At 59.8% G+C, this 25,637-nt stretch carries 29 protein-coding genes; 18 read left to right on the plus strand and 11 right to left on the minus strand.

From position 1 onward, the window contains the following. Window positions 1–91 precede the first annotated feature (91 nt). Window positions 92–1,006 carry an EamA family transporter RarD gene (gene rarD / locus IB244_RS10625; RefSeq protein ID WP_025659843.1) on the plus strand — a complete coding sequence of 305 codons (915 nt, stop codon included), beginning with the start codon at window positions 92–94 and terminating at the stop codon, window positions 1,004–1,006. Window positions 1,007–1,015: 9 nt separating this feature from the next. Here the strand turns inward: rarD and IB244_RS10630 are convergent, their stop codons facing one another. After that, window positions 1,016–1,642, minus strand: coding sequence for a TIGR00730 family Rossman fold protein (locus IB244_RS10630; protein WP_026371809.1), 627 nt, complete (start codon window positions 1,640–1,642; stop codon window positions 1,016–1,018). Window positions 1,643–1,797: 155 nt separating this feature from the next. Here IB244_RS10630 and IB244_RS10635 point away from each other — a divergent pair, with 155 nt between their 5' ends. From IB244_RS10635 to IB244_RS10660, 6 genes are all read left to right on the plus strand, one after another. After that, window positions 1,798–3,750, plus strand: coding sequence for a LysM peptidoglycan-binding domain-containing protein (locus IB244_RS10635; protein WP_192304154.1), 1,953 nt, complete (start codon window positions 1,798–1,800; stop codon window positions 3,748–3,750). A gap of 203 nt (window positions 3,751–3,953) precedes the next feature. Then, window positions 3,954–5,831 (plus strand): ABCB family ABC transporter ATP-binding protein/permease, encoded by a 1,878-nt coding sequence (locus tag IB244_RS10640; RefSeq protein ID WP_018857403.1) that lies wholly within the window; start codon window positions 3,954–3,956, stop codon window positions 5,829–5,831. Between the two features lie 241 nt (window positions 5,832–6,072). After that, on the plus strand, window positions 6,073–6,771 hold the full coding sequence (locus tag IB244_RS10645) for a phosphatidylserine decarboxylase (RefSeq protein ID WP_025659847.1): 699 nt from the start codon (window positions 6,073–6,075) through the stop codon (window positions 6,769–6,771). 13 nt (window positions 6,772–6,784) lie between these two features. After that, window positions 6,785–7,633: a CDP-diacylglycerol--serine O-phosphatidyltransferase gene (gene pssA, locus IB244_RS10650; RefSeq protein WP_018857405.1), complete on the plus strand. Its 849-nt coding sequence runs from the start codon at window positions 6,785–6,787 to the stop codon at window positions 7,631–7,633. A 162-nt stretch (window positions 7,634–7,795) separates the two neighbouring features. Beyond that, a complete protein-coding gene (locus IB244_RS10655; RefSeq protein WP_007531226.1) occupies window positions 7,796–7,936 on the plus strand; it encodes a hypothetical protein in 141 nt (46 codons plus the stop codon). A gap of 153 nt (window positions 7,937–8,089) precedes the next feature. Beyond that, complete coding sequence (locus IB244_RS10660; protein WP_192304155.1) at window positions 8,090–9,862, plus strand: adenylate/guanylate cyclase domain-containing protein; 1,773 nt, start codon at window positions 8,090–8,092, stop codon at window positions 9,860–9,862. On the opposite strand, the gene IB244_RS10665 is transcribed toward IB244_RS10660, so the two are convergent. The 3 genes from IB244_RS10665 to IB244_RS10675 are packed head-to-tail and all read right to left on the minus strand — an operon-like array spanning window position 9,859 to window position 11,652. Continuing rightward, window positions 9,859–10,482, minus strand: a complete 624-nt coding sequence (locus IB244_RS10665) for a LysE/ArgO family amino acid transporter (protein WP_192304157.1) — start codon at window positions 10,480–10,482, stop codon at window positions 9,859–9,861. The genes IB244_RS10660 and IB244_RS10665 overlap by 4 nt on opposite strands. A gap of 38 nt (window positions 10,483–10,520) precedes the next feature. Further along, window positions 10,521–11,285 (minus strand): SOS response-associated peptidase, encoded by a 765-nt coding sequence (locus IB244_RS10670; protein ID WP_192304159.1) that lies wholly within the window; start codon window positions 11,283–11,285, stop codon window positions 10,521–10,523. Window positions 11,286–11,331: 46 nt separating this feature from the next. Further along, the gene (locus IB244_RS10675) at window positions 11,332–11,652 is read right to left on the minus strand and encodes a YnfA family protein (protein WP_025659850.1); all 321 of its coding nucleotides are present in this window, start codon (window positions 11,650–11,652) and stop codon (window positions 11,332–11,334) included. An 87-nt stretch (window positions 11,653–11,739) separates the two neighbouring features. Between IB244_RS10675 and IB244_RS10680 the strand changes: the two genes are divergently transcribed. From IB244_RS10680 to IB244_RS10715, 8 genes are all read left to right on the plus strand, one after another. Then, on the plus strand, window positions 11,740–12,159 hold the full coding sequence (locus tag IB244_RS10680) for an NUDIX hydrolase (protein ID WP_192304161.1): 420 nt from the start codon (window positions 11,740–11,742) through the stop codon (window positions 12,157–12,159). Between the two features lie 60 nt (window positions 12,160–12,219). Continuing rightward, a complete protein-coding gene (locus IB244_RS10685) occupies window positions 12,220–12,651 on the plus strand; it encodes a TIGR02301 family protein (protein WP_112656045.1) in 432 nt (143 codons plus the stop codon). A gap of 100 nt (window positions 12,652–12,751) precedes the next feature. Continuing rightward, window positions 12,752–13,009 carry a hypothetical protein gene (locus tag IB244_RS10690; protein WP_018857413.1) on the plus strand — a complete coding sequence of 86 codons (258 nt, stop codon included), beginning with the start codon at window positions 12,752–12,754 and terminating at the stop codon, window positions 13,007–13,009. A gap of 17 nt (window positions 13,010–13,026) precedes the next feature. Next, window positions 13,027–13,773, plus strand: a complete 747-nt coding sequence (locus IB244_RS10695) for a hypothetical protein (protein ID WP_018857414.1) — start codon at window positions 13,027–13,029, stop codon at window positions 13,771–13,773. 61 nt (window positions 13,774–13,834) lie between these two features. Continuing rightward, entirely contained in the window at window positions 13,835–14,668 is an 834-nt protein-coding gene (locus tag IB244_RS10700) for a YgfZ/GcvT domain-containing protein (RefSeq protein WP_192304163.1), read from the plus strand. Next, a complete protein-coding gene (locus tag IB244_RS10705; RefSeq protein ID WP_112656039.1) occupies window positions 14,665–15,270 on the plus strand; it encodes a YfbR-like 5'-deoxynucleotidase in 606 nt (201 codons plus the stop codon). Before IB244_RS10700 ends, IB244_RS10705 begins: the two co-directional genes overlap by 4 nt. Beyond that, entirely contained in the window at window positions 15,267–15,803 is a 537-nt protein-coding gene (locus tag IB244_RS10710) for a tyrosine phosphatase family protein (protein ID WP_112656037.1), read from the plus strand. The genes IB244_RS10705 and IB244_RS10710 overlap by 4 nt, the downstream gene beginning before the upstream one ends. A gap of 35 nt (window positions 15,804–15,838) precedes the next feature. Beyond that, window positions 15,839–16,414: a hypothetical protein gene (locus tag IB244_RS10715; RefSeq protein ID WP_192304165.1), complete on the plus strand. Its 576-nt coding sequence runs from the start codon at window positions 15,839–15,841 to the stop codon at window positions 16,412–16,414. Between the two features lie 12 nt (window positions 16,415–16,426). Here IB244_RS10715 and IB244_RS10720 read toward each other — a convergent pair whose 3' ends face one another. Then, complete coding sequence (locus tag IB244_RS10720; RefSeq protein WP_112656033.1) at window positions 16,427–16,942, minus strand: superoxide dismutase family protein; 516 nt, start codon at window positions 16,940–16,942, stop codon at window positions 16,427–16,429. A gap of 117 nt (window positions 16,943–17,059) precedes the next feature. After that, complete coding sequence (locus IB244_RS10725) at window positions 17,060–17,377, minus strand: hypothetical protein (protein ID WP_192304167.1); 318 nt, start codon at window positions 17,375–17,377, stop codon at window positions 17,060–17,062. 454 nt (window positions 17,378–17,831) lie between these two features. Here IB244_RS10725 and IB244_RS10730 point away from each other — a divergent pair, with 454 nt between their 5' ends. From IB244_RS10730 to IB244_RS10740, 3 genes are all read left to right on the plus strand, one after another. Further along, entirely contained in the window at window positions 17,832–19,703 is a 1,872-nt protein-coding gene (locus IB244_RS10730) for a putative bifunctional diguanylate cyclase/phosphodiesterase (RefSeq protein WP_192304169.1), read from the plus strand. Between the two features lie 69 nt (window positions 19,704–19,772). Further along, on the plus strand, window positions 19,773–20,417 hold the full coding sequence (locus IB244_RS10735; RefSeq protein WP_192304171.1) for an HD domain-containing protein: 645 nt from the start codon (window positions 19,773–19,775) through the stop codon (window positions 20,415–20,417). 9 nt (window positions 20,418–20,426) lie between these two features. Next, window positions 20,427–21,281 carry an MOSC domain-containing protein gene (locus IB244_RS10740; protein WP_192304172.1) on the plus strand — a complete coding sequence of 285 codons (855 nt, stop codon included), beginning with the start codon at window positions 20,427–20,429 and terminating at the stop codon, window positions 21,279–21,281. Here the strand turns inward: IB244_RS10740 and IB244_RS10745 are convergent. The 5 genes from IB244_RS10745 to era all read right to left on the minus strand — a co-directional run bounded on the left by IB244_RS10745 (window position 21,278) and on the right by era (window position 25,630). Next, window positions 21,278–22,279, minus strand: a complete 1,002-nt coding sequence (locus IB244_RS10745) for an aldo/keto reductase (RefSeq protein ID WP_192304174.1) — start codon at window positions 22,277–22,279, stop codon at window positions 21,278–21,280. The two genes, IB244_RS10740 and IB244_RS10745, sit on opposite strands and share 4 nt — an antisense overlap. Window positions 22,280–22,385: 106 nt before the next feature. Beyond that, window positions 22,386–23,144: a DNA repair protein RecO gene (recO, locus tag IB244_RS10750; RefSeq protein WP_113470687.1), complete on the minus strand. Its 759-nt coding sequence runs from the start codon at window positions 23,142–23,144 to the stop codon at window positions 22,386–22,388. A gap of 67 nt (window positions 23,145–23,211) precedes the next feature. Next, window positions 23,212–23,574: a response regulator gene (locus IB244_RS10755; protein ID WP_018857426.1), complete on the minus strand. Its 363-nt coding sequence runs from the start codon at window positions 23,572–23,574 to the stop codon at window positions 23,212–23,214. Between the two features lie 231 nt (window positions 23,575–23,805). Next, complete coding sequence (locus tag IB244_RS10760) at window positions 23,806–24,558, minus strand: Crp/Fnr family transcriptional regulator (protein WP_018857427.1); 753 nt, start codon at window positions 24,556–24,558, stop codon at window positions 23,806–23,808. A gap of 133 nt (window positions 24,559–24,691) precedes the next feature. Beyond that, window positions 24,692–25,630, minus strand: a complete 939-nt coding sequence (gene era / locus IB244_RS10765) for a GTPase Era (protein WP_113470685.1) — start codon at window positions 25,628–25,630, stop codon at window positions 24,692–24,694. Between the last annotated feature and the right edge of the window lie 7 nt (window positions 25,631–25,637).

The following is a 25,637-nucleotide window of genomic DNA, read 5'->3' on the forward strand; positions in this document are numbered from 1 at the left end:
CGATGGCCGGCAATATTCACCGAAATGAATTGGCCTATTCACGTCCGTTAAGTTAAGCGGCTCATAACGAGAACAAATATGGAAACACTCGATGTCTGCTAATGCAAGCGCCGCGATTGCCAAAAACGAAGACAGTCCCCGTGGCTTCGCCTTTGCGCTGGTAGCCTATCTTCTGTGGGGTTTCCTACCGATCTACATGAAGGCCGTCGCTCATATCTCGCCGGCCGAGGTCATTGCTCATCGAATTCTCTGGTCCTTGCCCCTGGCAGGTCTGGTGCTCATCGTTCTCGGCCGCACCCAGGATATCCGGATAGCCCTGCGGTCACCGCGGATGCTGGCCATGGCAGCGCTCACGGCAGCGCTGATCACCGTCAACTGGGGTACCTATGTCTGGGCGATCGGCGCCGGCCATTCGCTCGATGCGGCGCTCGGCTATTTCATCAACCCGCTATTCAGCATCCTACTCGGCTCCGTGCTATTGAAGGAGCGGCTGCACCCCATTCAGATCGGAGCGATTGCGTTGGCTGGACTTGCAGTCGTCGTGCTGGCGCTCGATAGCGGCGGTGTTCCATGGGTGTCGCTGACGCTGACGATTTCCTGGGGGCTTTACGCTCTGTTTCGCAAGACGTTGCCGCTCGGCCCGAACCAGGGTTTCTTTCTCGAAGTGCTGATCCTCAGCATCCCGGCGTTTTTCTACATTCTCTATCTCGAACTCGGCAGCGGGGAAGGACACTTCTTTCGCACCGGCGGGGCCGATACGGCCCTGCTGCTCGGTTGCGGCGTCGTTACCGCCGTACCGCTGATGATCTACGCCAACGGCGCCAAGCTGCTGCGGCTTTCGACCATCGGCATCATGCAATACATCGCGCCGACGATGATCTTCCTGATTGCGATCTTCGTGTTCCACGAACCTCTCGGCACCGCACGCATGATCGCCTTCCCACTGATCTGGGCGGGACTCTTCCTCTACAGCTGGGCGATGATCAAAGGGAACCGGGAGCGCTAACTCCCGGCCCTACATCTTCGAAATAACGGCGTCCTCGCCGTCACTGTCGACCGAAGCAATTTCAGCCGCCTGCGCCATGATGCCAGGGATGATCTCGGATATGTCGTCGATGACGAGCGGCTGAACGCGATGGGCGGTGTGGACGAAGCCTTCGTCCGTCATGTGGCGCATGAGCTCCATCATCGGGTCCCAGAAGCCGTTGACGTTGGCAAAGACCATCGGCTTCTCGTGACGGCCGAGCTGCGCCCAGGTCATGATCTCGACGATTTCTTCGAGCGTGCCGATGCCGCCCGGCAGCGCGACGAACGCATCAGAGCGCTCGAACATCGCATGTTTGCGGGTATGCATGTTAGGCGTTACAATCAGTTCATTGAGCTGGCCGAGGGAATGGCGAGTAGCCTCCATGTCGATCAGGAACTCGGGAATGATCCCGGTCACCTGGCCCCCGTTCGAAAGCACGCCGCTCGCCACAGCCCCCATGATGCCCTTGGTGCCTCCGCCATAGACGAGGCGCAGGCCGTAGTCCGCGATTTCCTTACCCAGCGCACGGCCGGCCGCCATATGGCGAGGATCGCTGCCCGGTCGCGAGCCGCAGTAAACACAAATGGAGCGAATGGAATGAGATTGATCTGTCATAGGGGCAAACAACTATTCTCTCTGCCTCCAGTCAAGAAAAATGACGGAAAAGCTGCGTCGTACTATTGCCTTACCGCTTTGACTGCTTGTGCAAAGCAGCGGGAATCGCTAGCAATTTTAGTAAGTCCGGCAAGATTGCCGCCTGGGGAGACGTGATGATGAGAAACCGTGCCGGCTTGCTGGCCCTTGCAGTGCTTGTAATCGCAATTCTATTGATGGTCTTTTTTGTCATGCCCCGCATCGGCGGAGACGCCGCCAAAGTTGGTGATGCAATTAACCAGGCCGGCTCCGAAGTAAAGAAAACAGTCACCGAAACCGCCAAGACATCGCGCCCTTCAGTTCCCGACGATGCAGAGACCACGCAGAAAGTCGGTCGGCTTGCTTCGGAGGCGGGCCAATCCATCTCCGAACTTAAGGCGCTCTTTGCAGACGGCAAGGGTCCGACACAGGAAGTTTTCGAGACAGCCAAGTCGAAGGCGACGACCTCACTGCAGGCACTTGCGGACTTTGCGATTCCTGATGGCACGAACCCGGTCACGGCTGCCGCCGCCACCAAGGCAAAAGACGATGCAGCCAAGGCGCTGACGATCGTCAAGGCGCTACCGGAGAATATTGCCGATGCGGCAACGGCGATCGCAAAAGCCGAAGCGGCGCTGACAGGCTCCCCGGAGCCGGCCAGCGAACCGTCGGTCGCGGCCTCGCCTGCGGAAAACACCAACAAGCTCCCCACTTTCGACGTGCTGCGCGTAGAACCGGACGGCTCTACGGTCATCGCCGGTTCGGCAGTACCGAACAGCAAGCTTGAAATCCTGGATGGGGACAAGGTCGTAACGACGACGGACGTCGGCCCGACTGGCGATTTCGTTGCGGTGCTCGATAATCCGCTCTCCGCCGGCGACCACCAGCTCGTCCTGCGAGCCACCGGCAAGGATGGCAAAGCTTCGACATCGGAAGAAGTTGCGACCGTATCCGTTCCCACGGATGGCAAGAACTCCGAACTGCTGGCGATGGTCTCCAAGCCGGGCACCGCCAGCCGCGTCATAACCGCGCCCAAGCCGGATACTCAGGTCGCCTCCAATGGCAGTACTGCTCCGAGTTCGTCGGATGCCGCGAGCGCGCCGGCTGGTGCAGGTCCGACGACGGCTAACGATGTCATGGTCAGCGCCGTCGAGATCGAAGGCGACAAGATCTTTGTCGCAGGCATGGCGAAGGCCTCGGCGAACGTCGTCGCCTATGCCGACGACCAGCTGATCGGCAAGGCGAAGGCCGGTCCCGACGGTCATTTTGTTGTCGATGGCGTGATGCCGCTTTCGGTCGGCGATCACAAGATTCGCGTCGATGTTCTCAATGACGCCGGTAAGGTCGCCGTTCGCGCGTCGGTGAATTTCAACCGCCCGGAAGGAAATCAGGTCACTGTTGCCGCGCAGAGCGTGAAGCCTAACGGCGGAAGCGCGGCGGGGACCGTGCCACTGGATGAAAGTACGCTCGGAAAGCTGAAGAATGATGCCGCCAAGGCCTTCTCCCTGCTCAACGGGCTCTTCGCCGACGGCAAGATACCGGGAGTGGAAGAGCTCGCGGCTGCCCGCTCTGCCACCGAGTTCGCCCTGCGTGCCATCGTGGAATTCCGCACCGCGGCCGATGCCACAGCCGACGTCAGGCAGCAGGCTTCGACCACAGCCCAGGCCGCAGCCGATGCCCTGAGCATGCTGCAGGCTCTGCCAAAGGATGCGAAATCCGTCGGCGATGCGCTGGGCAAGCTCGGCGCCGGCATCGCCCAGCTGACCGCTCCTTCCACTGCACCGGCCGCGCCGAATGCACCTGCGACCAACGAGATCGCTGGAGACCAGGGCGGTCCGACGACGATCGAGCAGGCGCCGCTCGCACCGAGCAACGAGACGGTCATTATCCGCCGCGGCGATACGCTCTGGCAGATATCGCGGCGCGTCTATGGTGCGGGCGTTCGCTACACGACGATCTATGTCGCCAACGAGGACAAGATCACAAACCCGGACCGCATCTTGCCGGGACAGATCTTCGGCCTTCCCAAGGATGCCCTGCCGAACGCGGAAGAGCTTCACCGCAAGCGGCTGTCGGGCGAACACTTCTAAGGCGATCCTATCTTGATAGAGCGGCCGGACGGATATCACGTCCGGCCGCTCTTTTCCTGCGGCACCCATTTGTTGTATTGGTCCCGCCAACCCCTGTGTGGCGGTGACGACGATCATGTCCGGCGAGCCTCTTTCGGCATTTCCGCGGCTCCCAAATTTGTCGGCAACGCAGCGCCATCAGCGCCTTTCGGCGGGAGATTCGCATGGCAAACGACAAGACAGTCTCTGATTCCAACCTCCTGCGGACGCTGTTCAATCTGTGGCCCTACATGTGGCCAACAGGTCGCCCGGATCTCAAGATGCGGGTCGTCTGGGCTTCGGTTTACCTCCTCGTTTCCAAGTTCGTACTGCTGCTCGTCCCCTATTTCTTCAAGTGGTCGACCGATGCGCTGAACGGGAAGATGGACCTCGCCGGCAAGCTGCCGGACCTGCTTGTCGGCGCGACGGCGTTGGTCATTGCCTACAACCTCACCCGCCTCATCCAGCTCGGTCTGAACCAGTTGCGCGACGCGCTCTTTGCCAGCGTCGGGCAGCATGCTGTCCGGCAATTGGCCTACAAGACCTTCGTGCACATGCATGAACTGTCGTTGCGCTTTCATCTCGAACGCAAGACGGGTGGACTTTCGCGTGTCATCGAGCGTGGCACCAAAGGGATCGAGACCATCGTGCGGTTTACGATCCTCAACTCCGTGCCGACGCTGATCGAATTTTTGCTGACGGCCATCATCTTCTGGTGGGGCTACGGCTTTTCCTATCTCGCCGTCACCGCGTTCACCGTCTGGGCCTATATCTGGTTCACGATCCGCGCCAGCGACTGGCGCATCGCGATCCGCAGGGCGATGAACGACAGCGATACCGACGCCAATACCAAGGCTATCGACTCCCTCCTCAACTTCGAGACGGTCAAGTATTTCGGCAACGAGGAGATGGAGGCCCGGCGCTTCGACAGGTCGATGGAACGCTACGAGAAGGCGGCCACGGATGTCTGGACCTCGCTCGGCTGGCTCAACTTCGGCCAGGGCGTGATTTTTGGCCTGGGCACGACGGTGATGCTCATCCTGTCGGCCCTTGCCGTCCAACGTGGCGAGCAGACGGTCGGCGACTTCGTCTTCGTCAACGCCATGCTGCTGCAGCTTTCCGTTCCCTTGAACTTCATCGGCTTTGTCTATCGTGAAATTCGCCAGGGGTTGACGGATATCGAGCAGATGTTCGATCTCCTCGAAGTCAAGGCTGAAGTGATGGATGCGCCCGAGGCGGCGCCTTTGGATATCAGGCAAGGTGCCATCTCCTTCAAGGATGTGCACTTTTCCTATGACCCTGCCCGTCCGATCCTAAAAGGTATCTCCTTCGAAGTGCCTGCGGGCAAGACGGTCGCCGTGGTTGGTCCGTCGGGCGCCGGTAAATCGACCTTGTCGCGCTTGCTCTATCGTTTCTATGACATTCAAAGCGGTTCGGTCTCGGTCGATGGCCAGGACATCCGGACAGTGACCCAGAAGAGCCTGCGATCGGTCATCGGGATGGTCCCGCAAGACACCGTCCTTTTCAACGATACGGTTGCCTACAACATCCGCTACGGGCGTCCATCGGCTACTGATGCAGAGGTCAAGGCAGCAGCCGAGATCGCCCAGATCGCTCACTTCATCGATCTGTTGCCCGAGGGCTTTGATACCAAGGTTGGCGAGCGTGGCCTGAAACTCTCCGGCGGTGAGAAACAGCGCGTTGCGATCGCCCGAACGGTCCTAAAGGCGCCGCCGATTCTGATCCTCGACGAGGCAACATCGGCCCTCGACACCACCACCGAGCGCGATATCCAGACCGCACTCGATGTCGTATCCAAGAACCGCACAACGCTCGTCATCGCCCACCGGCTGTCAACGGTTATCGGCGCGGACGAAATCATCGTTCTGAAAAGCGGCGAGATTGCTGAACGCGGCACCCACACCGCACTTCTCCAGAAAAATGGCCTATATGCCTCGATGTGGAACCGCCAGCGCGAGGCCACGCAGGCCGAAGAGCATCTGAAGCAGGTCCGCGAGAGCGATGACATGGGGGTTGTGAACAGGCTTGCTCCGGCGAGCTAGCCTGAATGGACGGCATTTGAGCTGCTTTGCTGTTCAGAAGCCCGTCATAGATGTGTGGTCAAGGAGCCGCAGCATTGCCCCAGCTGCGGTTTCCCTGTAACCAGCGATGAGAAAAGAGCGTCAAAGCACAACGCGATCTTTCAGATTCGCTTGTTGCGCTTTAGTTCTTTGTTTTCACGCATGTCTTTGGCCCGAAACCGGTTGCCGCTTTCGGGAGACATGCTTTAGGAGCGCGGCATAAATGAGCTTGTTCAATACGGTACGCAACACGATCGTTCCGGTGCACAAGGAAGGTTATCCCTTCATCGCCGCCTTCTTCGTCGCCTCGCTCATTCTGGGCTGGATCTTCAAGCCGCTGTTCTGGATCGGGCTGATCCTGACGCTGTGGTGCGCCTATTTCTTCCGTGATCCCGAGAGAATGACGCCGCAGGATGACGATCTCGTCATCTCGCCGGCCGATGGCAAAGTGTCGTCGGTCCAGATGGTCGTACCGCCCGCCGAACTGAATCTCGGCAGCGAGCCGATGCTGCGCATCTCGGTGTTCATGAACGTCTTCAACTGCCATGTGAACCGCTCCCCGGTGCGCGGGCGGATCGTCAGCGTCAACTACCGGTCGGGCAGCTTCGTGAATGCCGAACTCGACAAGGCAAGCGAAGACAACGAACGCAACGGTCTTGTCATCGAAACCTCGCACGGCCAGATCGGGGTCGTTCAGATCGCCGGCCTCGTTGCTCGGCGTATCCTTTGCTGGGCCAATACCGGCGAGCCTCTGGATGCCGGCGAACGCTTCGGCCTGATTCGCTTCGGTTCGCGCCTTGATGTATTTCTCCCGGCCGGCGCAGCGCCCCGGGTGACGCTCGGCCAGACGGCAATTGCCGGAGAAACCGTGCTGGCCGAATTCGGCTCCACCAAGGGCCCGGTCGTCAGCCGTCGAAGCTAGACTGGAGCGCGACATGGAAACGCCCTTCCCGCCTTTCGAGCCCAACGGTCCGCCTGACGATTCGGGCCGCGGACCACGGCTTCGCGAGATCCCGCTTCGCCTTATCATTCCAAATCTCATCACGATCCTGGCGATCTGTGCCGGCCTCACCGGCATCCGCCTTGCATTCGAGAACCGGTACGAGCTTGCGGTCGGCATGGTGCTTCTCGCCGCATTCCTCGATGGGATCGACGGCCGCGTTGCCCGCCTGATGAAGGCGACGTCGAAGTTCGGCGCGCAGATGGATTCGCTGGCTGATATCGTGAATTTCGGCGTCGCGCCCGCGCTTGTCGTCTATGTCTTTGCACTGGATCAGGCTCGCTCCATCGGCTGGATCGCCGCCCTGATCTACTCCATTGCGGCGGGCCTTCGTCTGGCTCGCTTCAACGTCATGGCCGAGCGCGAGAACAAGGCAACCTGGCAGTCGGAGTATTTCGTCGGCGTGCCCGCGCCAGCCGGAGCAATGCTGGTGCTGCTCCCTGTCTATCTCGGCTTCCTTGGGCTGACGACCGATCGCACTTTCGCTTATTTTTCATCCGTTTATACGGTTCTGATCGCGTTCCTGCTCATTAGCCGCCTTCCTGTCTGGTCGGGCAAGTCCGAGGGCAGCAGGCTGCGGCGTGATCTGGTGCTGCCGGTCATGCTCGGGGTCGTTCTCTACGTGGCGCTACTGTCGAGCTTCACATGGGAAGTCATGGTCGTGACCGCCGTCATCTACCTGCTGACGTTGCCGTTCGGCGCGCGCAAGTGGAAGCGGAAATACGGCACGCTGACCATCGAGGAACCGGGTGTCGGCGAGGACGATATCGGCCGTCACATCTGACATTTTTCAACTCTCCTTTGCCGAAGAATGCCTGACTCAAGCCTCGCGAAATATGCATCGGATACACAATTCCTGATAAGCGGCGCCTCGATTTTGTCGCTATTACACGCAAAAGAGCAATAAATATAAGAGTCTAGGGACAGCACACGTGAGGAGAGTATTGTGACCCCGAAGAAGACAAGCGTCGAACAGCCGGCGAAGTCCGACCTCAGCGCCAACTACCGCCCGCTCGGCCTGAAGGCCGTTCTTGCGGCCGCCCTGATGCTCAAGAGCAAGCCACCGCTCGTCAAGAAGATTGCCTAGGGCGAGGCAAATGCCGCGCTGTCGATGGGACCGACAGCGCCAAGACCAGGCTCTTGCCTCCATGCTTCATTGAAAATCCAACGCGCGTCCTTATCCCGCGCGACGTGGTTGAACCGAGCTGCTAGGATGTCCATAGGCCAGTTCGGAGGCGATATGACCGACGTCCAGACAAATCGCAAGCTCAGTGCGATCCTTGTCGCTGATGTCGTTGGCTATTCGCGGATGATGGCAAAGGATGAGGCAGGCACGCTTGCCGCGTTGAAGCATCACCGGCTGTCTGTCTTCAATCCTGAGGTCGAGAATCACAACGGCCGCGTCATCAAGCTTGTTGGCGACGGCGCTCTCGTCGAGTTTGGCAGCGCCGTTGATGCGGTCAAGTTCGCGCTTTCGGTGCAACGCACCGCCGCCGCTTCGGGCAACGACGCCTCCCATCCAGGAATCACGCTGCGCATCGGGATCAATCTCGGCGATGTCGTTATCGATGGTGACGATATTTATGGTGACGGCGTAAACATTGCCGCGCGTCTGGAACCGCTGGCGGAACCCGGCGGTGTCTGCATCGCATCGAGCGTCAGGGAGAACATCGTAGGCCGCGTCGACGCGGAATTCGAGGACGGTGGCGACGTCCAACTCAGGAACATCGATCGGCCAGTCCGGATCTGGAAATGGCAGCCGGACGCTCACCCAAGCCCTACCAGTGCTCTCTTGCAAAAGGCAAAAGACAACCTCCGGCCGTCGCTGGCCGTGCTTCCCTTCCAGAATATGAGCGGCGATGTCCAGCAGGAGTATTTCGCCGATGGCGTTGTCGAAGACATGATCACGGCGCTCAGTCGTTTCCGCTCCTTCGCGGTGATCGCCCGCAACTCCTCCTTTATCTACAAGGGCCGCGCGATCGATGTGCGCCAGGTCGCTCGCGAGCTTGGCGTACGCTACGTGCTGGAAGGCAGCGTGCGGCGCGCCGGTAACCGCTTGCGCATTACCGCACAGCTCGTCGAAGGCGCGACCGGTGCGCACCTGTGGGCAGAGCACTACGATGGCTCTGCGGAAGAAATTTTTGATTTCCAGGATCGCATCACTGAGAGCGTCGTCTCGATTGTTGAGCCCCAGATCAAGTCTGCCGAGATCGCGCTTTCACGAAGGGAGCGGCCAGAGAGCATTGAAGCCTATGATTTCTACCTTCAGACCATGGGAAGCTTCTACTCCGACATGCCAGAGCGGAACGACGCCTCCCTCGCCCTGATCAACAAGGCAATCGCCCTCGAGCCTAACAACGCGACCTATCTTGCGACGGCAGTCGGGTTGCTCATGCAACGCGGCACTCTGGGCTGGAAGCTGCCGGGGGTCGAGGATCAGCGAGCACTCTGCGAGAACTACATCGAGCGGGCGCTTGTGCATGGCCACGGCGACGCGTCCGTCGTGGGGATCTGCGGCAATACTCTGATGCAGTACCTGAAGCAGTACGATCGAGGTTTCGAGTTGGTCTGCCAGGCCGTTGCCTTCAACCCCAACAACCTCGACGTCGTCAATTATGCGGGCGTCGCGAACCTCCATTGCGGCAGTCTCGATGAGGCCGTCACATATTTCCTGCGCGCCGAACGACTGAGTCCAAACAGCCTTGGTGCTCATTGGAACCTTACCGGGCTGGCTCATGTCGAAATGGTCCGCGGGAACTATGAAGAGGCTCTGGCCTGGGGGCGCAAATCCATGGCGGCGAATGCCTATTACGGTCCGTGCTTCTGGATGATGATTGCGGCCAATGCAAAACTCGGACGCATGGACGAAGCGCGGCGGCACCTTGCGGGTCTGCTTGCATTCTCGCCCGGCGTCACAGTCGCCCGCATCCGCGCCGGCCAAGCCGCCAAGAACCCTAACCGGATCGAACCGATCCTCACAGGGTTGGCGCTCGCCGGCATGCCGGAAGCCTAGGCCGGGTGGAAGAAGCGGACCAGCAGACTGATCGCCAGCAGCCCCATGACAATGCCGATGATGACATCGAGAACCCGCCAGGCTGCGGGTTTTGCAAAAACCGGCTGCAACAGGCGAGCGCCGTAGCCTAGGCCGAAAAACCAGATGAACGACGCCGTCGCGGCACCGACACCGTAGGCGATGCGGTCTGCACCGCTATAGGGCGCGGACAGGCTGCCAATCAGAACGACCATGTCCAGGTAGACGTGCGGGTTCAGAAAGGTAAAGGCTAGGCAAGACGCGACGGCAGCCTTCAGGCCCAGTGTCTGCGGAGAACCCGCCTGCATCGCGCCGGGATGAAGAGCGCGACGGAATGCCAGAACGGCATACGAACCGAGAAAAATTGCCCCACCTAGCGTCACAGCCGAAAGGAGCGTCGGCGACTGGGCAACGAGCGTACCCAGCCCGGCAACGCCGGCTGCGATCAGCACAGCATCCGATAGGGCACAGATCAGGCAGAGGATGAAGACGTGCGAGCGCAGCAGGCCCTGGCGCAGAATGAACGCATTCTGTGCACCGATGGCGATAATGAGCGAAGCACCAAGGAAGAAGCCGGAAAGCGCGGCCGAAATCGAGATCATGTGATTTTCCGGAAGAATTATGCGGTGGGATTATCGGATTAGAAGAAGCTGAGCTGGCCGTCATCCGGCCTTTTCTTTTCAGGCAGCGACGGCGGCTTATCAACAGCCACCCTGTCCTGGAGATCGGCCCCCATATTGGTCACTTTGTTGACCTTGTCGGAGACGGGGATCGCCTCGAAGAAATCTTCTTCGACCGGCTTCATCAGGTCGGCGACGTCGCGTGGCTCCTGTGTCTTGCAATCCAGCCAGCGCGAAAAGTCTTCCGGCTTGATGACGACGGGCATGCGGTCATGGACCGGAGCGATGGCAGCATTTGCCGCGGTCGTCAGGATCGCGCCGGTGTCGACTTCCGAACCGTCTGCGGACGACCATGTTTCCATCAGGCCGGCGAACGCCACAATGCCGCCGCGGCGCGGCCTGATCCAATAGGGCTGGGACTTCTCGCCCCTCTCCCTGCCGGGGCGATGCCATTCATAGAAGCCGGAGGCTGGCACGAGCACGCGCCGATGGCGCATCGCCGCACGAAACGACGCCTTGCCGATCGCCGTTTCGGCGCGGGCGTTGATCAACAGCGGAAATTGCTTGGGACCCTTCACCCATCCCGGCGTAAAGCCCCATCGTACGAGCACCGCGCGCCGCTCCGGGAGGTTGCTGCCTTTCTCCCGCGTTTCATCCGAAACGACGACGAGGATGGGCTGGGTCGGCGCAATGTTGTAACGCGCGGGAAAGTCCTCGAGATCCATGATCCCCAGAACTTCCTTCAATTCCTCCGGGGATATTGTCAGGGCATAACGTCCACACATTCGGATGTCTTTGCACTCCGTCCGGCGACGGTCAAGGCTAGCCGCCTCAGCCGCGCGGTGCGAGTAGGATGATTGCTGAGCCGCAAAGGCAGACGAGCGCGCCACCAATGTCCCAGCGGTCGGGCACACGGTTCTCGACGATCCACAGCCACATCAGAGAAGCCACGATATAGATGCCGCCATACGCAGCGAAGGTGCGGCCGGCGGCCTCACTCGGCACGAAAGTGAGGAGCCATGCAAATAGCGCGAGGGACACCATGCCGGGTGCCAGCCACCAGACGGGCTTTGCCATTCTCAGCCAGGCCCAGAAGGTGAAGCAACCGGCAATCTCGAAAACAGCTGCTGCAGCATAGATGATATAAGTCACGAGAGCTCCATCGAATCGCCGCGTTCAATATCCGGCGGAACGGCGGCGGCGCCAAGCACAGCCAACAGAGACCAACGCGGCATCCCCATGAGTTCCATTCCGAAGGCGGCCTCCTCCGCCATCCTCCAGCGCGGCAACCGGTTCCTCCTCGTGCTTCGGCGCAATCCGCCGGCCGCCGACATGTATGCATTTCCTGGGGGACGGGCCGAAACGGGCGAAACGCCAGAGGAAACGGCGTTGCGCGAGTTCGAGGAGGAGACCGGGATCAAAGCTCGCAGCCCTCACCTCTTCGCGACATACGATTTGAAGACGCACGCCCCTGACGGCGCGGTCGTCAACCACTTCTTTCTTTCCGTATTTCGGGTCGAGGCCGACGAGACGGCTATCGGTCTTGCGGCCGACGACGCCGCCGATATCGGTTGGTTCACCGTTGAGGAGATCCGCCGTCTGCCGGTGCCTCAAAGCGTGCTTGAATGTGCCGAGCGCCTGGCGTCCGGCAGCGAATAAGCAGGTGGAAACTCAAGCAAGCGCCTTGTTCCCGTCACTGTCAGGGTATCAACTATCAACATGATTCCCGTTCGACGCGCGTTCCTGTTTCTTGCATTGTGCGCAAGCGCCGCCCTACCCGCCCCTGTATGGGCACAGGGTACAACGCCGCCAGTGTTGCCAGAGCAGAGTGCGCCAAAAGCGGTCACCGTGCCATACGACGAAAAGCTATCGCGGCTTGCCGAAGTGCTGGGCTCGGTTCACTACCTGAGGACCTTGTGCAAAGCGGAAAACAGTGGCGAATGGCGAGGGCGCATGCAGCAACTGCTTGATTCAGAAGCCAAGGACGAGCCGCAGCGCAAGGAACAGCTGACCGCAGCCTTCAATCGCGGATACCGCGCTTTCGCGTCGGTTTACACGGATTGCACGCAGGCAGCCATCGTGGCAGAAGAGCGATACCGTGCCGAAGGTGCAACACTCGCCACAGAAATAACATCAAGGTTCGGAAATTAACGGTTAATTAACCTCTTTTCACTGGCGGCCGTGTCGTTTTGGGAAAAGGCTGATAAGGTCGTTAACTAGGCAGTAAGGCATGCAGTTTGAGGAAATGACAATGGAACCAAGCCTCAATGACATCGACGACATGATCGTTCATGAGAAGACTCAGGCGGCTTTGGAGTACCATAACGAAGCCTGGGCTGATGGCATGGCAGACGGAATCGAACCCGAGATCATCGCCGATACAGCAATCATCCACGCGCTACGGGAAACTATTCGCCTCCATGGCGAGAATAGTGCCGAAGCGCTTCTGGATTCCTTGCGCGAGCGCATGCTTGCCGGCGAGTTTTCTCCGAACCGCACCCTGCAATAACGATCACAGAGAGTTTGATGCATTCCGCTAGGGACAATGCTTCGCGGCCCGCGATCGCGCCGCTTTTGCTTGCAATCGGCCTTAGCGCCAGTAGCTTTCTGACCGGGACTTCGGCCCTGGCACTCTCAGAGCTGCAGAAGACCCCAGGACAGGTTGAACAAAGCGCTCCTGGCCAAGGCGGCGACAAGCCAGCCCCCTCCCCAACCTCACCCGGCGTTCCGATGCCCGACCCGCTGGTCAATTCGCAGGCCGGCCAAAGCAACGACAAGACGCCCGGCGCCGAGGACAGCTCGAAGCCAGTCGAAGTCATCTACGATATCAGCAAGGTCCCCGAGCCCGTTCGAAAGATGCGGGAGCAGATCGTCGAGGCTGCCGCTTCGGGCGATCTCGAGCGGCTGCGCCCCCTGCTCGGCACCGGCGCCACTCAGACACAGGTGACGGTCGGAGAGCCGACGGACGACCCCATCAGCGCGCTCAAGGATCTTTCGGGCGATCCGGAGGGCGATGAGATCCTGGCGATCCTGCTCGATGTCATTTCCACCGGCTTCGTTCATGTCGGCCAGGGCACACCGGACGAAATGTTTGTGTGGCCCTACTTCGCCGAAAAGGACCTGAAGGCTCTGACTCCCCCCGAGCGAGTGGAATTGTTGCGCATCGTTACGGCCGGCGACCTGTCCGACATGCAGGAGTTCGGCGGTTATAATTTCTATCGATTGGGCATCACCCCCGACGGCAAATGGAAGTACTTCACCGCCGGCGACTGAGGCTTGCGATCCCCTCACCGAAGACATACTTCTGAGCGATAACCAACGCGACAGGTGAGCCATGCCAGCCGTATTTCTGAAGAACCGCTCGCTTATACAGGTGAGCGGTCCGGAGGCCCAATCCTTTCTGCAGAACCTGATCACGACCGATCTTGCCGCGCTCGCGGCGGATGAAGCACGGCCGGGCGCCCTGTTGACGCCGCAGGGCAAAATCCTGTTCGACTTCATTATCTGGCAGGACGGCGACGGGTTCATCATCGAGACGGACGATGATCAGCGGGATGCGCTGCTTAAGCGACTGACGATGTACAAGCTCAGAGCCGCCGTCGACCTCTCGCCTGCCGGCGAGGGCGTCACCGTTTCTTGGGACGGCGCAAATACGGGTCCAGCCGACAGCCGCTTTGCCAAAGCTGGCGTAGTGCTCGTTCGCCAAGCGGGGCAGCAAGGTACCGATGACCGCGAAATCTATGACGCATTGCGCATCGCGAGCGGCGTTGCCGTATCCGGGCAGGACTATGCGCTGCAGGATGCCTTCCCGCACGATGTCCTGATGGACTTCAACGGCGGCCTCTCCTTCAAGAAGGGCTGCTATGTCGGCCAGGAGGTGGTCTCACGCATGCAGCATCGCGGCACGGCGCGCCGCCGTGTCGTCACCGTGAAGGCCGAGACGGCGCTGCCGCCCTCCGGGACGCAGATCACCGCCGGGGGCAAGCCGGTCGGCACGCTCGGATCGGTCGTCGGAAAAGGCGGCCTCGCGATCGTTCGCATCGACCGTGCCGGTGAGGCCATTGCGACAGCTACGCCTCTATTGGCAGGCGAGACGGCGGTCATTCTGGAACTACCCGCCTGGACAGGGCTGACGTTCCCGACGACGGCGGACGAGGCCAGCGCGTGACGACAAAGGCGCCGCGCGCGTGGCAGCGCATGCTCTCGGGCCGCCGGCTTGATCTGCTCGACCCCTCTCCTCTCGACGTCGAGCTGAGCGATATTGCGCATGGGCTTGCGCGCGTTGCCCGCTGGAACGGACAAACCTCGGGAGATCACGCCTTCTCCGTCGCCCAACATTGCCTTATCGTGGAGGATATTTTCCGCCACCTCAACGATGCAACCGCCGATCAGCGCCTGATGGCGCTACTGCATGATGCGCCGGAATATGTCATCGGCGACATGATCTCGCCGTTCAAGTCGGTCGTCGGTGGCGGATACAAGGCCGTCGAAAAGCGGCTGGAAGCGGCCGTCCACCTTCGGTTTGGCCTGCCGCCCCACCCTACGCGCGAACTCAAGGAGAAGATCAAGAAGGCTGACACCATCGCTGCGTATTTCGAGGCAACACAGCTTGCCGGGTTTACGTCGACTGAGGCGCAGAAATTCTTCGGCCAGCCGCGCGGAATCACAAAAGACATGCTGCTGATGACGCCACTGCCGGCAGTCGAGGCGCAGCGCCTCTTTTGCGAGCGCTTCGAGACAATCGAGGCCATGCGGAGCAGCAAAGCATGACTGTCATCATTGTCGCGCCGCTTGCCCGGATCGCCGAAATGGCAGTCCGGCATGGCGCCCGTGAGATGATCAGCCTGATGGCGAAGGAACAGGCTTTCCACCGGCCTGCCGTGATCCAGGCGCACCGGCATCTTCTCCTCCATATGAACGACATCGCATTCAAGGGAACGGGCAACCTTGTAGCGCCGGATGAGACGCATGTGTGGGAGATCATCGGTTTTGCCCGCGAGTGGGATCGCGCTGCGCCACTCTTAATCCACTGTTGGATGGGCGTCTCCCGGTCGCCGGCGGCGGCCTTGATCGCCGCCCTTTCCGTGTCGCCGGAGCAAGAGGATGCGGCGCTCGTTCGCCGGCTGCGCACTGCATCGCCTTTTGCCACGCCGAATGCGCGGCTGATCCAGATCGGCGATGACCTGCTCGGCCGCGGAGGGCGGCTGGTCGATGCGGTTCGAACCATCGGTCGTGGCGCGGACGCGGATGGGAACGCGCCTTTCACACTGACTTTGGACCAGCCGACCGCTGGAACGTTTTGAGTCGATACCGGTTATCCCCTAGAAGAGGTTAATCGATGTCGCTGCAGAACTATCGCGATACGTTTGTGCGATGCTTGGCTACACTCAGGAGCCTGACAAGCGCGCGCGACGAATATGCGTGGTTCCGGTGGCAAGCGATCTATCTTACGCGTGATCGATTTTCCTACTTCTTTCGCGGCGATCTGGATGGCATCAAAGCCAGCTTCCTCGGCCAGCAGATAGATTTGACCACCGGCGCCACCAGCTCGGTTCCGATACGTTCGATTGCGCTGTACGGGGCAACATTCGGCCTGAATGAGGCAATCACTGCTTATCGTGGGCCACAGAAGTCTGTAATCGACATTGCGCATGCCTTCAGCGAGAAAGGCGCTGCAGATTACGAGGCCGAGTTCTTCTATGTCAGGATGAGGCTGCTCTACTCGGCAGATGACAGCCGCACGGGTTTCGGCACGGATCCCAGACTGCGTGAAAACACGAATATCATATTCGTCGGGCTGGAAGATCACGCGACGGCCGACCTGCTCGAAACAAGTCGCGTCGGGCAATGGGTCGCGACGGATAGGCCGGTTGCATCAAGCGAGTGGTATGCGGAGCGATACTACTATCACTGACCGGAAGACTGCCTACTTGATGACACCGCAGGCAAGGCGCTCACCTGCGTCGCCTGCAGGTTGGCTGCGATAATCATCTGAATTGGCATGAACGATCAGCGCTCGGCCGCGGACCCCGTCAGTCTTGCCGTCGAGGGTGACCATGCCGTCAAACACCTGCGCTCGCAGAACGCCATCCTGATCAACATACTGGTTGGGCATGTCGCCGGCATGGGGTCCCTTTGCGGACAGCAGGCCGTGCTCGGCATTGGTCGGGTTGAAGTGCTTTCCGGCTGACTCGTGATGGCCGGCTGCATCGCAACTGCCGGTCTCGTGGACATGGAATGCGACCCATTTATTGGCGGGCAGCCCAGCCACTTCGACTTCGATCAATACGCCGCCATTTGCCGCCGCCGTCAGCGTGGCCCGACCGCTTTCCTTTCCGTCACGCCCGATAAAGTCCGCCGTGGCCGTTTGCTTGTCCTGAGCCATCGCAGCGGAGGAAACGGCCAAGAGCGTCAGAGCCGCGAACGAGAGGATTGTTTTCATTGGAGCTTCCTTTGCATCGTCGTTTCCCAACGTGCGAGGCACGAAGCAGTTCCCAAAACGGCGGCAAAGAAAAAGCCGGCTCTGAGGTCGGCTTCGCAAATTCAGCGCACCACGTGATCAGGCGACGGTGTCGAGATCGTACTGACCGTATGTGCTCTTATACAGATCGTAAGAAGCGTTCTGCTGGGACTGCGGATAGAAATTACGGCTTCCCGTCTCACTTGCAGCCATCATGAAGGCAAGCACGCCATCCGAGAGCTTTGGTGCAAAGTCCTGAGCATTGCTCTCTTCTGAGCCCAACTGCTTCAGAATGCCCGGCTTGTCATCAGCCGCCCGCTCGCCACGGCTCAGCACGCCGTCGCCATTTGTGTCCAATCGCGACAGCGTCGCGAGATACGCGTAGGATGTATCACTAACAGATGAAACTTGGCTCATACAAACCTCCATTCACCGCTGTTTCGGTGATGTTTGTACGCAATACGAAATGGAAAAATCTAAGACTAAGCGGTCGTTAAACTGATTTGCGCACTGCGTCAATAAGCTGTTAACACGCCATTAACCATGATTGACAAAGTGTGATTTCAGCGCATCAGCCGCGCGCGGTCTCGGCTCGATTGCCCACATTTCCAAGCAGTTCGTGACCAGCAGTCAAATATAGTGCCAGCAATATATTCGTTTGCGTTGCAATAGAATTTTAATGCGACCGATGGATTATCTTCGCCACGTCAGCATAGGGGCCGGTCGAATTTGAGATTGCCTAGACGATAATTTTGGATTGTTTCAGAAGGTCTTTTCATGTCTGGCGCGCCGCGTCGAAACTGCAGGCTGGCAGCACGCTCACTGGGCTCCGCTCACCCTCCCCTCGCTCCCGAAACAACGATTGCCGAAAATGGACGCTGAAGCCCTTTTCCGGCAACAGTGCACGACCGCCCTCAATGAGGATGGCTCTGCCAACGCTGAACGCCTGATGAATCTTGTCGTCGAGACATATCGACTGCAGGCAGGAAAGAAGCGCGCCGCGGAAGACCATTCTCACCTGCTGAGCGAAGAAAACACCACGCTTAAAGGCAGCCTCGTTGCCACGAAAGAAGGTCTCGCGGAACAGCAACGCCTGTTCGGGATCGTTCTCGACAACCTGCCGCAGGGTCTGAGTGTCTTCGATGCTGAGCAGCGATTGATCGTCTGCAACACGCGCTTCCGACAAGTTTTCGGCTTCGGCGTCGAAGCTGCCTTTCCCGGCGCCTCGCTGAAAACACTCATCTCGATGATCCGCGGCACCGAGCGGATCGAGAAAAAGGTCTCCCGTCTGCGCGCCGCCCCAGAAGGTGGACACATCCGTCACCGCGAATGGATCATGGAAGACGGGCGCACCATCCAGAGCGTCATCACCGTCCTCCCCGATGGCAGCAACATTTCCATTCATGCGGACGTTACCGAAGACCGAAAGGCGGCCGAGCGCATAGCTTATCTCGCTCATCACGACCCGCTGACCGGACTGCCGAACCGCATCAGCCTCAGGGAGCGCATCGACGCAGCGCTGGCCGCCTGTAAGCCGGACGAGCAGATTGCCCTTGTGCACCTTAATCTTGACCGCTTCAAATCGATCAACAACACCCTCGGCGTTTCGGCCGGTGACAAGATCCTGCGGCAGGTGGCTGAGCGCATCCGCATGTCGGCAGGCGGTAATGTGCTGGCGCGCCTCGGCTCGGACGAATTCGCGATTCTTCAATCCGGACGGCAGCAGCCATGGAACGTCACGGCTCTGGCCGACCAGATTCGCCGCGAACTCTCGGAGCCGTTCTTTCGTGGAGACAAGGCCGTTGAACTCAGCGTGTCGATGGGGATCGCAATCAGTCCGCAGGACGGAATTGAAACGGACACCCTGCTGAAACACGCCGGCGTCGCACTGTCGCATGCCAAGAGCAGCGGCGGAAAGGGCGAACGCTTCTTCACGGCCGAAATGGAAGCGCAGATCGAAGCACGGCATACACTGGAAGCGGATTTGCGCAAGGCGATCGAAGGCGAGGAGTTCGAGCTTCACTATCAACCGCTCTATGACCTCGGCCAACAGAAGATCTGCGGTTTCGAGGCGCTTCTGCGATGGAACCACCCAACGCGCGGACGGGTGCCGCCGATGGAGTTCATCCCCCTTGCCGAGGAGGTTGGCCTCGTGGTCGATATCGGACGCTGGGTCCTGCGCCGCGCCTGCCGCGATGCCATGGATTGGCCAGACGATATCAAGGTTGCGGTCAATGTATCGGCGATCCAGTTCACGAACAGTGATTTGCCGAGCGATGTCGCCGCGTCGCTGGCCGAAGCGGGGCTGCCGGCTGACCGTTTAGAAATCGAGATCACCGAAAGCGTGCTGATGGAAAATCTCGATGAGGCCCTGCCTGTACTGCACGCGCTCAAGCAGAGCGGCATCCGGATCGGCATGGACGACTTCGGCACCGGCTATTCGTCGCTGAGCTATCTCCGGCGGTTCCCCTTCGACAAAATCAAGATCGACAAGTCGTTCGTCAACGGTATCGTCGAAGACAAAGAAGCCTTTGCGATCATGCGTGCCATCATCCTTCTCGGCGATGCGCTCGGCATGCGCGTGACCGTGGAAGGCGTCGAAACGGCCGAGCAGTTGGCCCTGCTCCAGCGCGAAGCCTGCGATGAAATCCAGGGTTACCATATCAGCCCGCCACGGCCGGCCGCGGACGTACCTTACCTGTTGGCTTGGCCGCAGGAGCAACCAAGCGCCCGCGCCAGCTAGTGCGCTCTTCGTTGCGACTCGTGGTTCCTGCGTTTATGGAAGGACACCCTCTTCCCACGCGGTGATCCCATGTTCCAGGCGAAGGCCTTCGCTCCATTTGAAAAGCTTGCCGCCGCGCTCGTGCCGCATTCGTCGGAAGGCGATGACGGCTCGCATGACGTGGCGCATGTCTTGCGCGTTTTCAAGAACGCCATGCGCATTCAGGCTGTCGAGGGTGGCGATGCCAGGATCCTTGCGGCTTCCGTCCTCCTGCACGATTGCGTCGCCGTGGAGAAGAACTCCCCCATGCGCTCAAGGGCGTCCGCTTTGGCAGCAGCGAAGGCCTCGGCCGTTCTCGCGAAGCTTGGCTGGGCAAGTGACGACATCACCGCCGTTGCGCATGCGATTGTCGCGCATAGCTTTTCCGCCAATGTTACGCCCGAGACCCTGGAGGCAAGGATCTTGCAGGATGCCGATCGCCTGGATGCGATCGGCATGGTCGGCGCGGGACGCTGCTTCTACATTGGCGGCCGAATGTCCTCCGCGCTCTACGATCCGTTCGATCCGGCAGGCAGCAACCGCGAGCTTGACGACAAGCGCTATGTCATTGACCACTTCCAGACAAAATTGTTCAAACTCGCGGACGGCTTTCAGACGAAGGCCGGGCGGGCGCTCGCGGCCACACGCGACCAGCGCCTGCGCGACTTCCTTGCGGCTTTCATGGACGAAATCTAGGAGCACCTGATGCGTATTACAGGCCTTTTCATCTATCCGCTCAAAAGTGCTCGGGGTATCGCGCTGCAGTCCTCGGAGATCGATGCATTCGGGTTGCCGGGCGACCGGCGCGCCATGATCACCGATCGGGACGGACACTTCATCACCCAGCGGGAGTTGCCCGATCTCGCTCGCATCGCCGTTCAGGCGGGACCGTCGGGCCTCCATCTCACCATGGGCGACAAGAAGATTGACGCGCAGATTCGAACGGCCTCAAAACGGATGGACGTCTCGATTTGGAATTCCATCGTCAATGCGGCGGTTGCCGATGATGCTGCGAATGCTGAACTTTCGGCCTGGCTCGGGCGAGAGGTGAGACTGGTGTTCTTCGATCAGGATACCAAGCGTTCCGCCAGTGCGGAATGGGCCGGCGAAGGCACACCGGTCACATTCGCCGATGGCTACCAGATCCTTGTCACCACGACAGGCTCCCTGCGGGCACTGAATGCCGATCTCGAGGCGCACGACGAAGGGCAAGTTGGCATGGAGCGGTTCCGGCCCAATATCATCCTTGATACCGAGCAAGGTTGGCAGGAAGACCGGTGGGCTGCGATTGAGATCGGCGGCATTCGTTTCGATCTCGTCAAACCTTGCGCACGTTGCATCATGACCACCCAGGACCAATCGACCGGATCGCGCGACGTTCCTAGTCCGATGCCCGCCATGGGGCGCATTCGGATGTCTGCGGACCGGCGTGTACCCGGTCCGCTCTTCGGCTGGAATGTCACGCCTCGCGGGACCGGTCGGATTGCGGTCGGCGATACAGCCAAAGTCATCGAGGAGAGGCCCGAAGGCTGGGCCTTCAAGGTCCGCAACCGCGGCTAGGCGCGAAGCTGCACGAGTGCCTCATCGATTTCATCCGTGATAGCCGGCGATAACGGGCCTTTGGCCAGCGCGCCGGCGTTTTCTTCAACCTGGGCAACGGTGCGAAAGCCCGGGATCGGCAGGGTTCGGGGCGAGCGCGCCCACAGCCACGCCAGGGCGCCTTGTGTGATAGTTCGACCATCGGACTTCAGCAACTCGCGAACCGCTTCCAATCGCGCTGCAAATTCCGGCGCGATCCGGCCGTCCTTGAAGTAGACCATCCAGTCAAGGCTCGCGCCGCGAACATCCTTGTCACCGATTTTCGTGTCGGCGCGGAATTTTCCGCTGAGCAAGCCCATCGCGAGCGGCCCGCGGTTGATCGAAATCAGGCCATGCCGTTCGATCACCGAGATCATGTCAGGCACCGGCTCGAAGACGTTCATCGTGTGCTGGACGGAAACAAAACCAGGGCGGCCGGCATGTCGCGCGGCACGATCGGGATAATCCGTGCTCCAACCGAAGGCGTCGATCTTCCCCTCGTCACGGAGCGTCTCAAGGATTTCGAAAACCTCGTCCGACTGTTCAAGCGGAAAGTCGTTCAGATGAAATTGAAGCAGATCGAGGCGATCCCGTTTCAACCTGCGCAGCGACGTCTCGGCCGAGCGGCGAATGAAGACAGCATCGGCGAAGGCGCCGGTTGCCTGCTTCGTATACGGATCGGTGGCAAAGCCGAACTTGGTCGCGATGACAATGTCGCTGCGACTACCGATCGCACGCCCGAGAACTTCCTCTGAATGCCCGGCCCCATAGTTCGAAGCCGTATCGAAGAAACGGATGCCGAGTTCGATCGCGCGATGAATGGCGGCGACGGACTCGTCGTCATCGACCTCGCCCCAGCCGAGCGGCGTGTCGCCGGCATAGAAGGGACCGCCGATCGCCCAGCAGCCCATACCCAACCGGGGCATTTCATAATCGTTCCAGAGATTTATCGTCGTCATCGCATCCGGTTTGGTCAGCATCGCATTCCTCCAATCGCTGGGTTGCATGCGATCGAAATAGGAAGATGCGTGAGACACGTAAAGCGCCTGATCCGAATGATGTTTTTCGCCAATGAAAAACGGTCGGTCAGGCGGACAATTCGTCCTGCGGTGCGGCCGCCTTGAGTGCTTTCAGAGCTGCCTGTACGAAGCCCTCGCGCGCAGCTGCCGCTTCCACGCCGCGCGGCTCATAGACATGGCGATGGAGAAAGAATGCCGTCAGGCGGAACGCGGCGCTGAGGCCGTCGATATCAGCCGCGCGGTTTTCCTCACTGTTCAGGAATGGTGGCAGGAGCAACATCTTGTCCGCCCAGGGAGCACCCGCAGTCCGGCTGACCGCCCTGCCCGACCTCGGCGACACATAAGCAAGGTCGGAACGACTGCCCGTCGCGGCGCACTCGGTCAAATCGAGACCAAAGCCGAGGTCGTTCAGAACGGCAAGCTCGAAACGGACGAAGAGCTCACCGGCATCCGCCGGATTGTGGAGATTGTCGAGGATGACTTCGAGCGCTTCGAAGAGATGTGGATGCGGATCGCGCTCCGGCAGCAAGCGCAGCAGTGCGCCCATCGCCTGCACGCCATAGACGGCAGTCGCCGTTTCCATCAGCCGCGCGGCCCGTAACGTCAATGGCTCTATACGGAATTCGCCAAGGTGCTCGTCTAGGCGCGCACGCCACGTAACCTCGACCTCGTTGCCGGGTTGAAGAACCGGTTGCATGGCACGAGACCGACCAGAGCGGACCATGCCAAGATGGCGGCCGCGCTCGCGCGTCATCACCTCGGCGATGACGCTGGTCTCGCCATGGCGCTTGACGCCCAAGATGATTGCCCGGTCATGCCACTGCATCGGAAGCGAACCCTAAACTTACGATTCGATCCTAACGCAAGACCGTTGCCCTGTCATAAAAAGGCATTCAGGCGCTGGCTGGGAACAGTTTCTGGAGGAAGTCGCGCATCGCCGATTCTCCAAACGGCTTGACGAGCAGCGGCACGTTCCGAAGGTCTTCGGGGAAGTCCTTTGTATCGGAATAACCGCTCACAAACCCAAAGGGGATGTTGCTGTTCGCCAGATGACGGGCAAAGTCGAAGCTCATGACTTCGCCAAGATTGACGTCCAGCAGCGCGAAATCGAAGGTCGCGGTCTTGGTCGCCTCCATCGCCTGTTCAAGGCTGCTGACGATTCCAATCGTTTCCACGCCCACCTGGCGGAGAATATCCTCCGCCTCCATCGCGATGATCAAACTGTCCTCGAGGACAAGAACACGGTTTGCCTTCATACCCAATACGCCCCTCGCTGAGTATCAACTAAGATGCTCGGCACCTGCATTTCCCGGATTTCAACCTCTGACGCCCCATGGCTCATTGGCGACGACTATATACCGCTTAGCTTGCATAGCCGCTTTTTCGTTTCGGGTCGATAAAAAGCAGGGCAGGAAGAAAGATGGCAGGGTGACCTTACGGGCGTGCCGCTCAGAAGGCATTTAAATAAGACATGTCGCTTACAGCTATTATATGAACGGACGGCCCCTCTCTCCAAGCCCCTCCCAACCGGCAGCAGCCTTGAGCCCCTCCCCATCAAGCACCTCGCAGGCACGCTCCTGCCAGCGGATGAGGTTGCGATTGGCGAGCTTTTTCAATGTCTTGTTTGTATGCACGATCGAAAGTCCCAATGTATCCGCAACGTGTTGCTGCGTGATTGGAATCGATGCGTGGCCGTTGAAGAGCTTCAGCTGCCTGCCGCGCTCGAACAGGAAAGCGATGAGATAGGCGGCGCGCTCGAGCGCTGTCCGGCGACCAATGCTCAATAGGTGTTCGTCAAGGATACGTTCTTCCTGGGCGGCAATCCAGGTGATGTCGAAGGCCAGGGACGAATGCTTGTTGTAGAGGGTCATCAGCTTGTCGCGCTCGAAAACGCAAAGCGATACAGGCGACAATGCCTCGACGGAGTGCTGCATCTCCCCCATAATCGTTCCCTGAAGACCGATCAGATCACCCGGCATCACGTAGTTCAGGATTTGCCGGCGTCCGTCCTCCAGCGTCTTGTAACGAAAACCCCAGCCGGAAAGGACGGTGAACAGGTGAGCGCTGTGCGCACCCTCGACTATGATCGTGGCACCAGCATCCGCGGCCAGCTCGCCTCTCTTGAATTTCGAAACGAAGTCGAGTTCATCGGCGGTGAACTCCCGGAAGACCCGGTTGGCACGCAGCGGACAGTGCTCGCAGGGCGTTTTGAACGAGTGGGTGGGACGCGCGGTCGGCATACAGGCCCTTGTGCTCGAATGAAGGACGCTGCCGGAATTGGCAGCGCTTCCTACGAGAACACGCAAATGGCAAGGGTTGTTCCACCCGCGCGGGAATTTTTAACGCAGAAACAACGCGGTAGAAGCCGTCAACTTACGTCGGAAAATCCAGACCCATTTCGCGGAAGCGCTCGGGGTCATCGCCCCAATTTTCACGAACCTTCACGAACAAGAAGAGATGAACCGGCTGCTCGAGGATTTCGGAGAGCTCTCGTCGGGACGCCGACGAAATCGCCTTGATCGTTTCGCCACCCTTGCCGAGCGCGATCTTCTTCTGGCTATCCCGTTCGACGTAGATTACCTGCTCGATTCGAACCGAGCCGTCCTTGCGTTCTTCCCACTTTTCCGTCTCGACATGCGACGAATATGGAAGCTCTTGATGCAGACGCAGGAACAGCTTCTCGCGGGTGATCTCCGCAGCCAGCTGGCGCATCGGAAGGTCGGAGATCTGGTCTTCGGGATAGTACCAGGGGCCTTCTGGCAGCGTCTTTGCCAGATAATCCATGACGTCGTCACAGCCGGAGCCGTTCTCGGCCGAGATCATGAAGGTATGCGTGAAGTCGATCTTCTGGTTGGCCGCCGCCGCAAGCGCCAGCAGATCTTCGCGTTTGACCCGATCGATCTTGTTCAAGACGAGAATCTTTGGCTGATGTACCTCCTTGAGGCCCTCAAGAATGGCTTGCGCATCGCCGCGCAGACCACGTTCGCTGTCGATCAGCAGCATGATCAGGTCAGCATCCTTTGCGCCGCCCCAGGCTGATGTCACCATCGCGCGGTCGAGCCGCCGACGCGGCTTGAAAATGCCGGGCGTATCCATGAACACGACCTGCGCATTGTTGTGGATCGCGATGCCGCGCACGATGGCACGCGTCGTCTGCACCTTATGGCTGACAATCGAAACCTTGGCGCCGACGAGGCGATTGACCAGCGTGGACTTGCCGGCGTTGGTCGCTCCAATCAACGCGACAAAGCCTGACCGTGTGGCACCCGCAGTTTCAGGGGCGTCGTCCGCCATATCGTGTTCTTCCGTCATTTGTCCC

It is taken from the genome of Rhizobium sp. RHZ02 (genome assembly GCF_014851575.1).
GTDB lineage: Bacteria > Pseudomonadota > Alphaproteobacteria > Rhizobiales > Rhizobiaceae > Rhizobium > Rhizobium altiplani.

What these genes read in the sequence shown, in the direction of transcription:
- era (WP_113470685.1), bottom strand. Translation starts at nt 25,630, where the DNA reads ATGACGGAAGAACACGATATGGCGGACGACGCCCCTGAAACTGCGGGT.
- IB244_RS10710 (WP_112656037.1), top strand. Translation starts at nt 15,267, where the DNA reads ATGACTGTCATCATTGTCGCGCCGCTTGCCCGGATCGCCGAAATGGCA.
- pssA (WP_018857405.1), top strand. Translation starts at nt 6,785, where the DNA reads ATGGAAACGCCCTTCCCGCCTTTCGAGCCCAACGGTCCGCCTGACGAT.
- IB244_RS10670 (WP_192304159.1), bottom strand. Translation starts at nt 11,285, where the DNA reads ATGTGTGGACGTTATGCCCTGACAATATCCCCGGAGGAATTGAAGGAA.
- IB244_RS10630 (WP_026371809.1), bottom strand. Translation starts at nt 1,642, where the DNA reads ATGACAGATCAATCTCATTCCATTCGCTCCATTTGTGTTTACTGCGGC.
- IB244_RS10745 (WP_192304174.1), bottom strand. Translation starts at nt 22,279, where the DNA reads ATGCTGACCAAACCGGATGCGATGACGACGATAAATCTCTGGAACGAT.
- IB244_RS10660 (WP_192304155.1), top strand. Translation starts at nt 8,090, where the DNA reads ATGACCGACGTCCAGACAAATCGCAAGCTCAGTGCGATCCTTGTCGCT.
- IB244_RS10640 (WP_018857403.1), top strand. Translation starts at nt 3,954, where the DNA reads ATGGCAAACGACAAGACAGTCTCTGATTCCAACCTCCTGCGGACGCTG.
- IB244_RS10645 (WP_025659847.1), top strand. Translation starts at nt 6,073, where the DNA reads ATGAGCTTGTTCAATACGGTACGCAACACGATCGTTCCGGTGCACAAG.
- IB244_RS10720 (WP_112656033.1), bottom strand. Translation starts at nt 16,942, where the DNA reads ATGAAAACAATCCTCTCGTTCGCGGCTCTGACGCTCTTGGCCGTTTCC.
- IB244_RS10755 (WP_018857426.1), bottom strand. Translation starts at nt 23,574, where the DNA reads ATGAAGGCAAACCGTGTTCTTGTCCTCGAGGACAGTTTGATCATCGCG.
- IB244_RS10730 (WP_192304169.1), top strand. Translation starts at nt 17,832, where the DNA reads ATGGACGCTGAAGCCCTTTTCCGGCAACAGTGCACGACCGCCCTCAAT.
- IB244_RS10735 (WP_192304171.1), top strand. Translation starts at nt 19,773, where the DNA reads ATGTTCCAGGCGAAGGCCTTCGCTCCATTTGAAAAGCTTGCCGCCGCG.
- IB244_RS10760 (WP_018857427.1), bottom strand. Translation starts at nt 24,558, where the DNA reads ATGCCGACCGCGCGTCCCACCCACTCGTTCAAAACGCCCTGCGAGCAC.
- IB244_RS10680 (WP_192304161.1), top strand. Translation starts at nt 11,740, where the DNA reads ATGAGTTCCATTCCGAAGGCGGCCTCCTCCGCCATCCTCCAGCGCGGC.
- IB244_RS10695 (WP_018857414.1), top strand. Translation starts at nt 13,027, where the DNA reads ATGCATTCCGCTAGGGACAATGCTTCGCGGCCCGCGATCGCGCCGCTT.
- IB244_RS10635 (WP_192304154.1), top strand. Translation starts at nt 1,798, where the DNA reads ATGATGAGAAACCGTGCCGGCTTGCTGGCCCTTGCAGTGCTTGTAATC.
- IB244_RS10665 (WP_192304157.1), bottom strand. Translation starts at nt 10,482, where the DNA reads ATGATCTCGATTTCGGCCGCGCTTTCCGGCTTCTTCCTTGGTGCTTCG.
- rarD (WP_025659843.1), top strand. Translation starts at nt 92, where the DNA reads ATGTCTGCTAATGCAAGCGCCGCGATTGCCAAAAACGAAGACAGTCCC.
- recO (WP_113470687.1), bottom strand. Translation starts at nt 23,144, where the DNA reads ATGCAGTGGCATGACCGGGCAATCATCTTGGGCGTCAAGCGCCATGGC.
- IB244_RS10690 (WP_018857413.1), top strand. Translation starts at nt 12,752, where the DNA reads ATGGAACCAAGCCTCAATGACATCGACGACATGATCGTTCATGAGAAG.
- IB244_RS10700 (WP_192304163.1), top strand. Translation starts at nt 13,835, where the DNA reads ATGCCAGCCGTATTTCTGAAGAACCGCTCGCTTATACAGGTGAGCGGT.
- IB244_RS10740 (WP_192304172.1), top strand. Translation starts at nt 20,427, where the DNA reads ATGCGTATTACAGGCCTTTTCATCTATCCGCTCAAAAGTGCTCGGGGT.
- IB244_RS10715 (WP_192304165.1), top strand. Translation starts at nt 15,839, where the DNA reads ATGTCGCTGCAGAACTATCGCGATACGTTTGTGCGATGCTTGGCTACA.
- IB244_RS10725 (WP_192304167.1), bottom strand. Translation starts at nt 17,377, where the DNA reads ATGAGCCAAGTTTCATCTGTTAGTGATACATCCTACGCGTATCTCGCG.
- IB244_RS10685 (WP_112656045.1), top strand. Translation starts at nt 12,220, where the DNA reads ATGATTCCCGTTCGACGCGCGTTCCTGTTTCTTGCATTGTGCGCAAGC.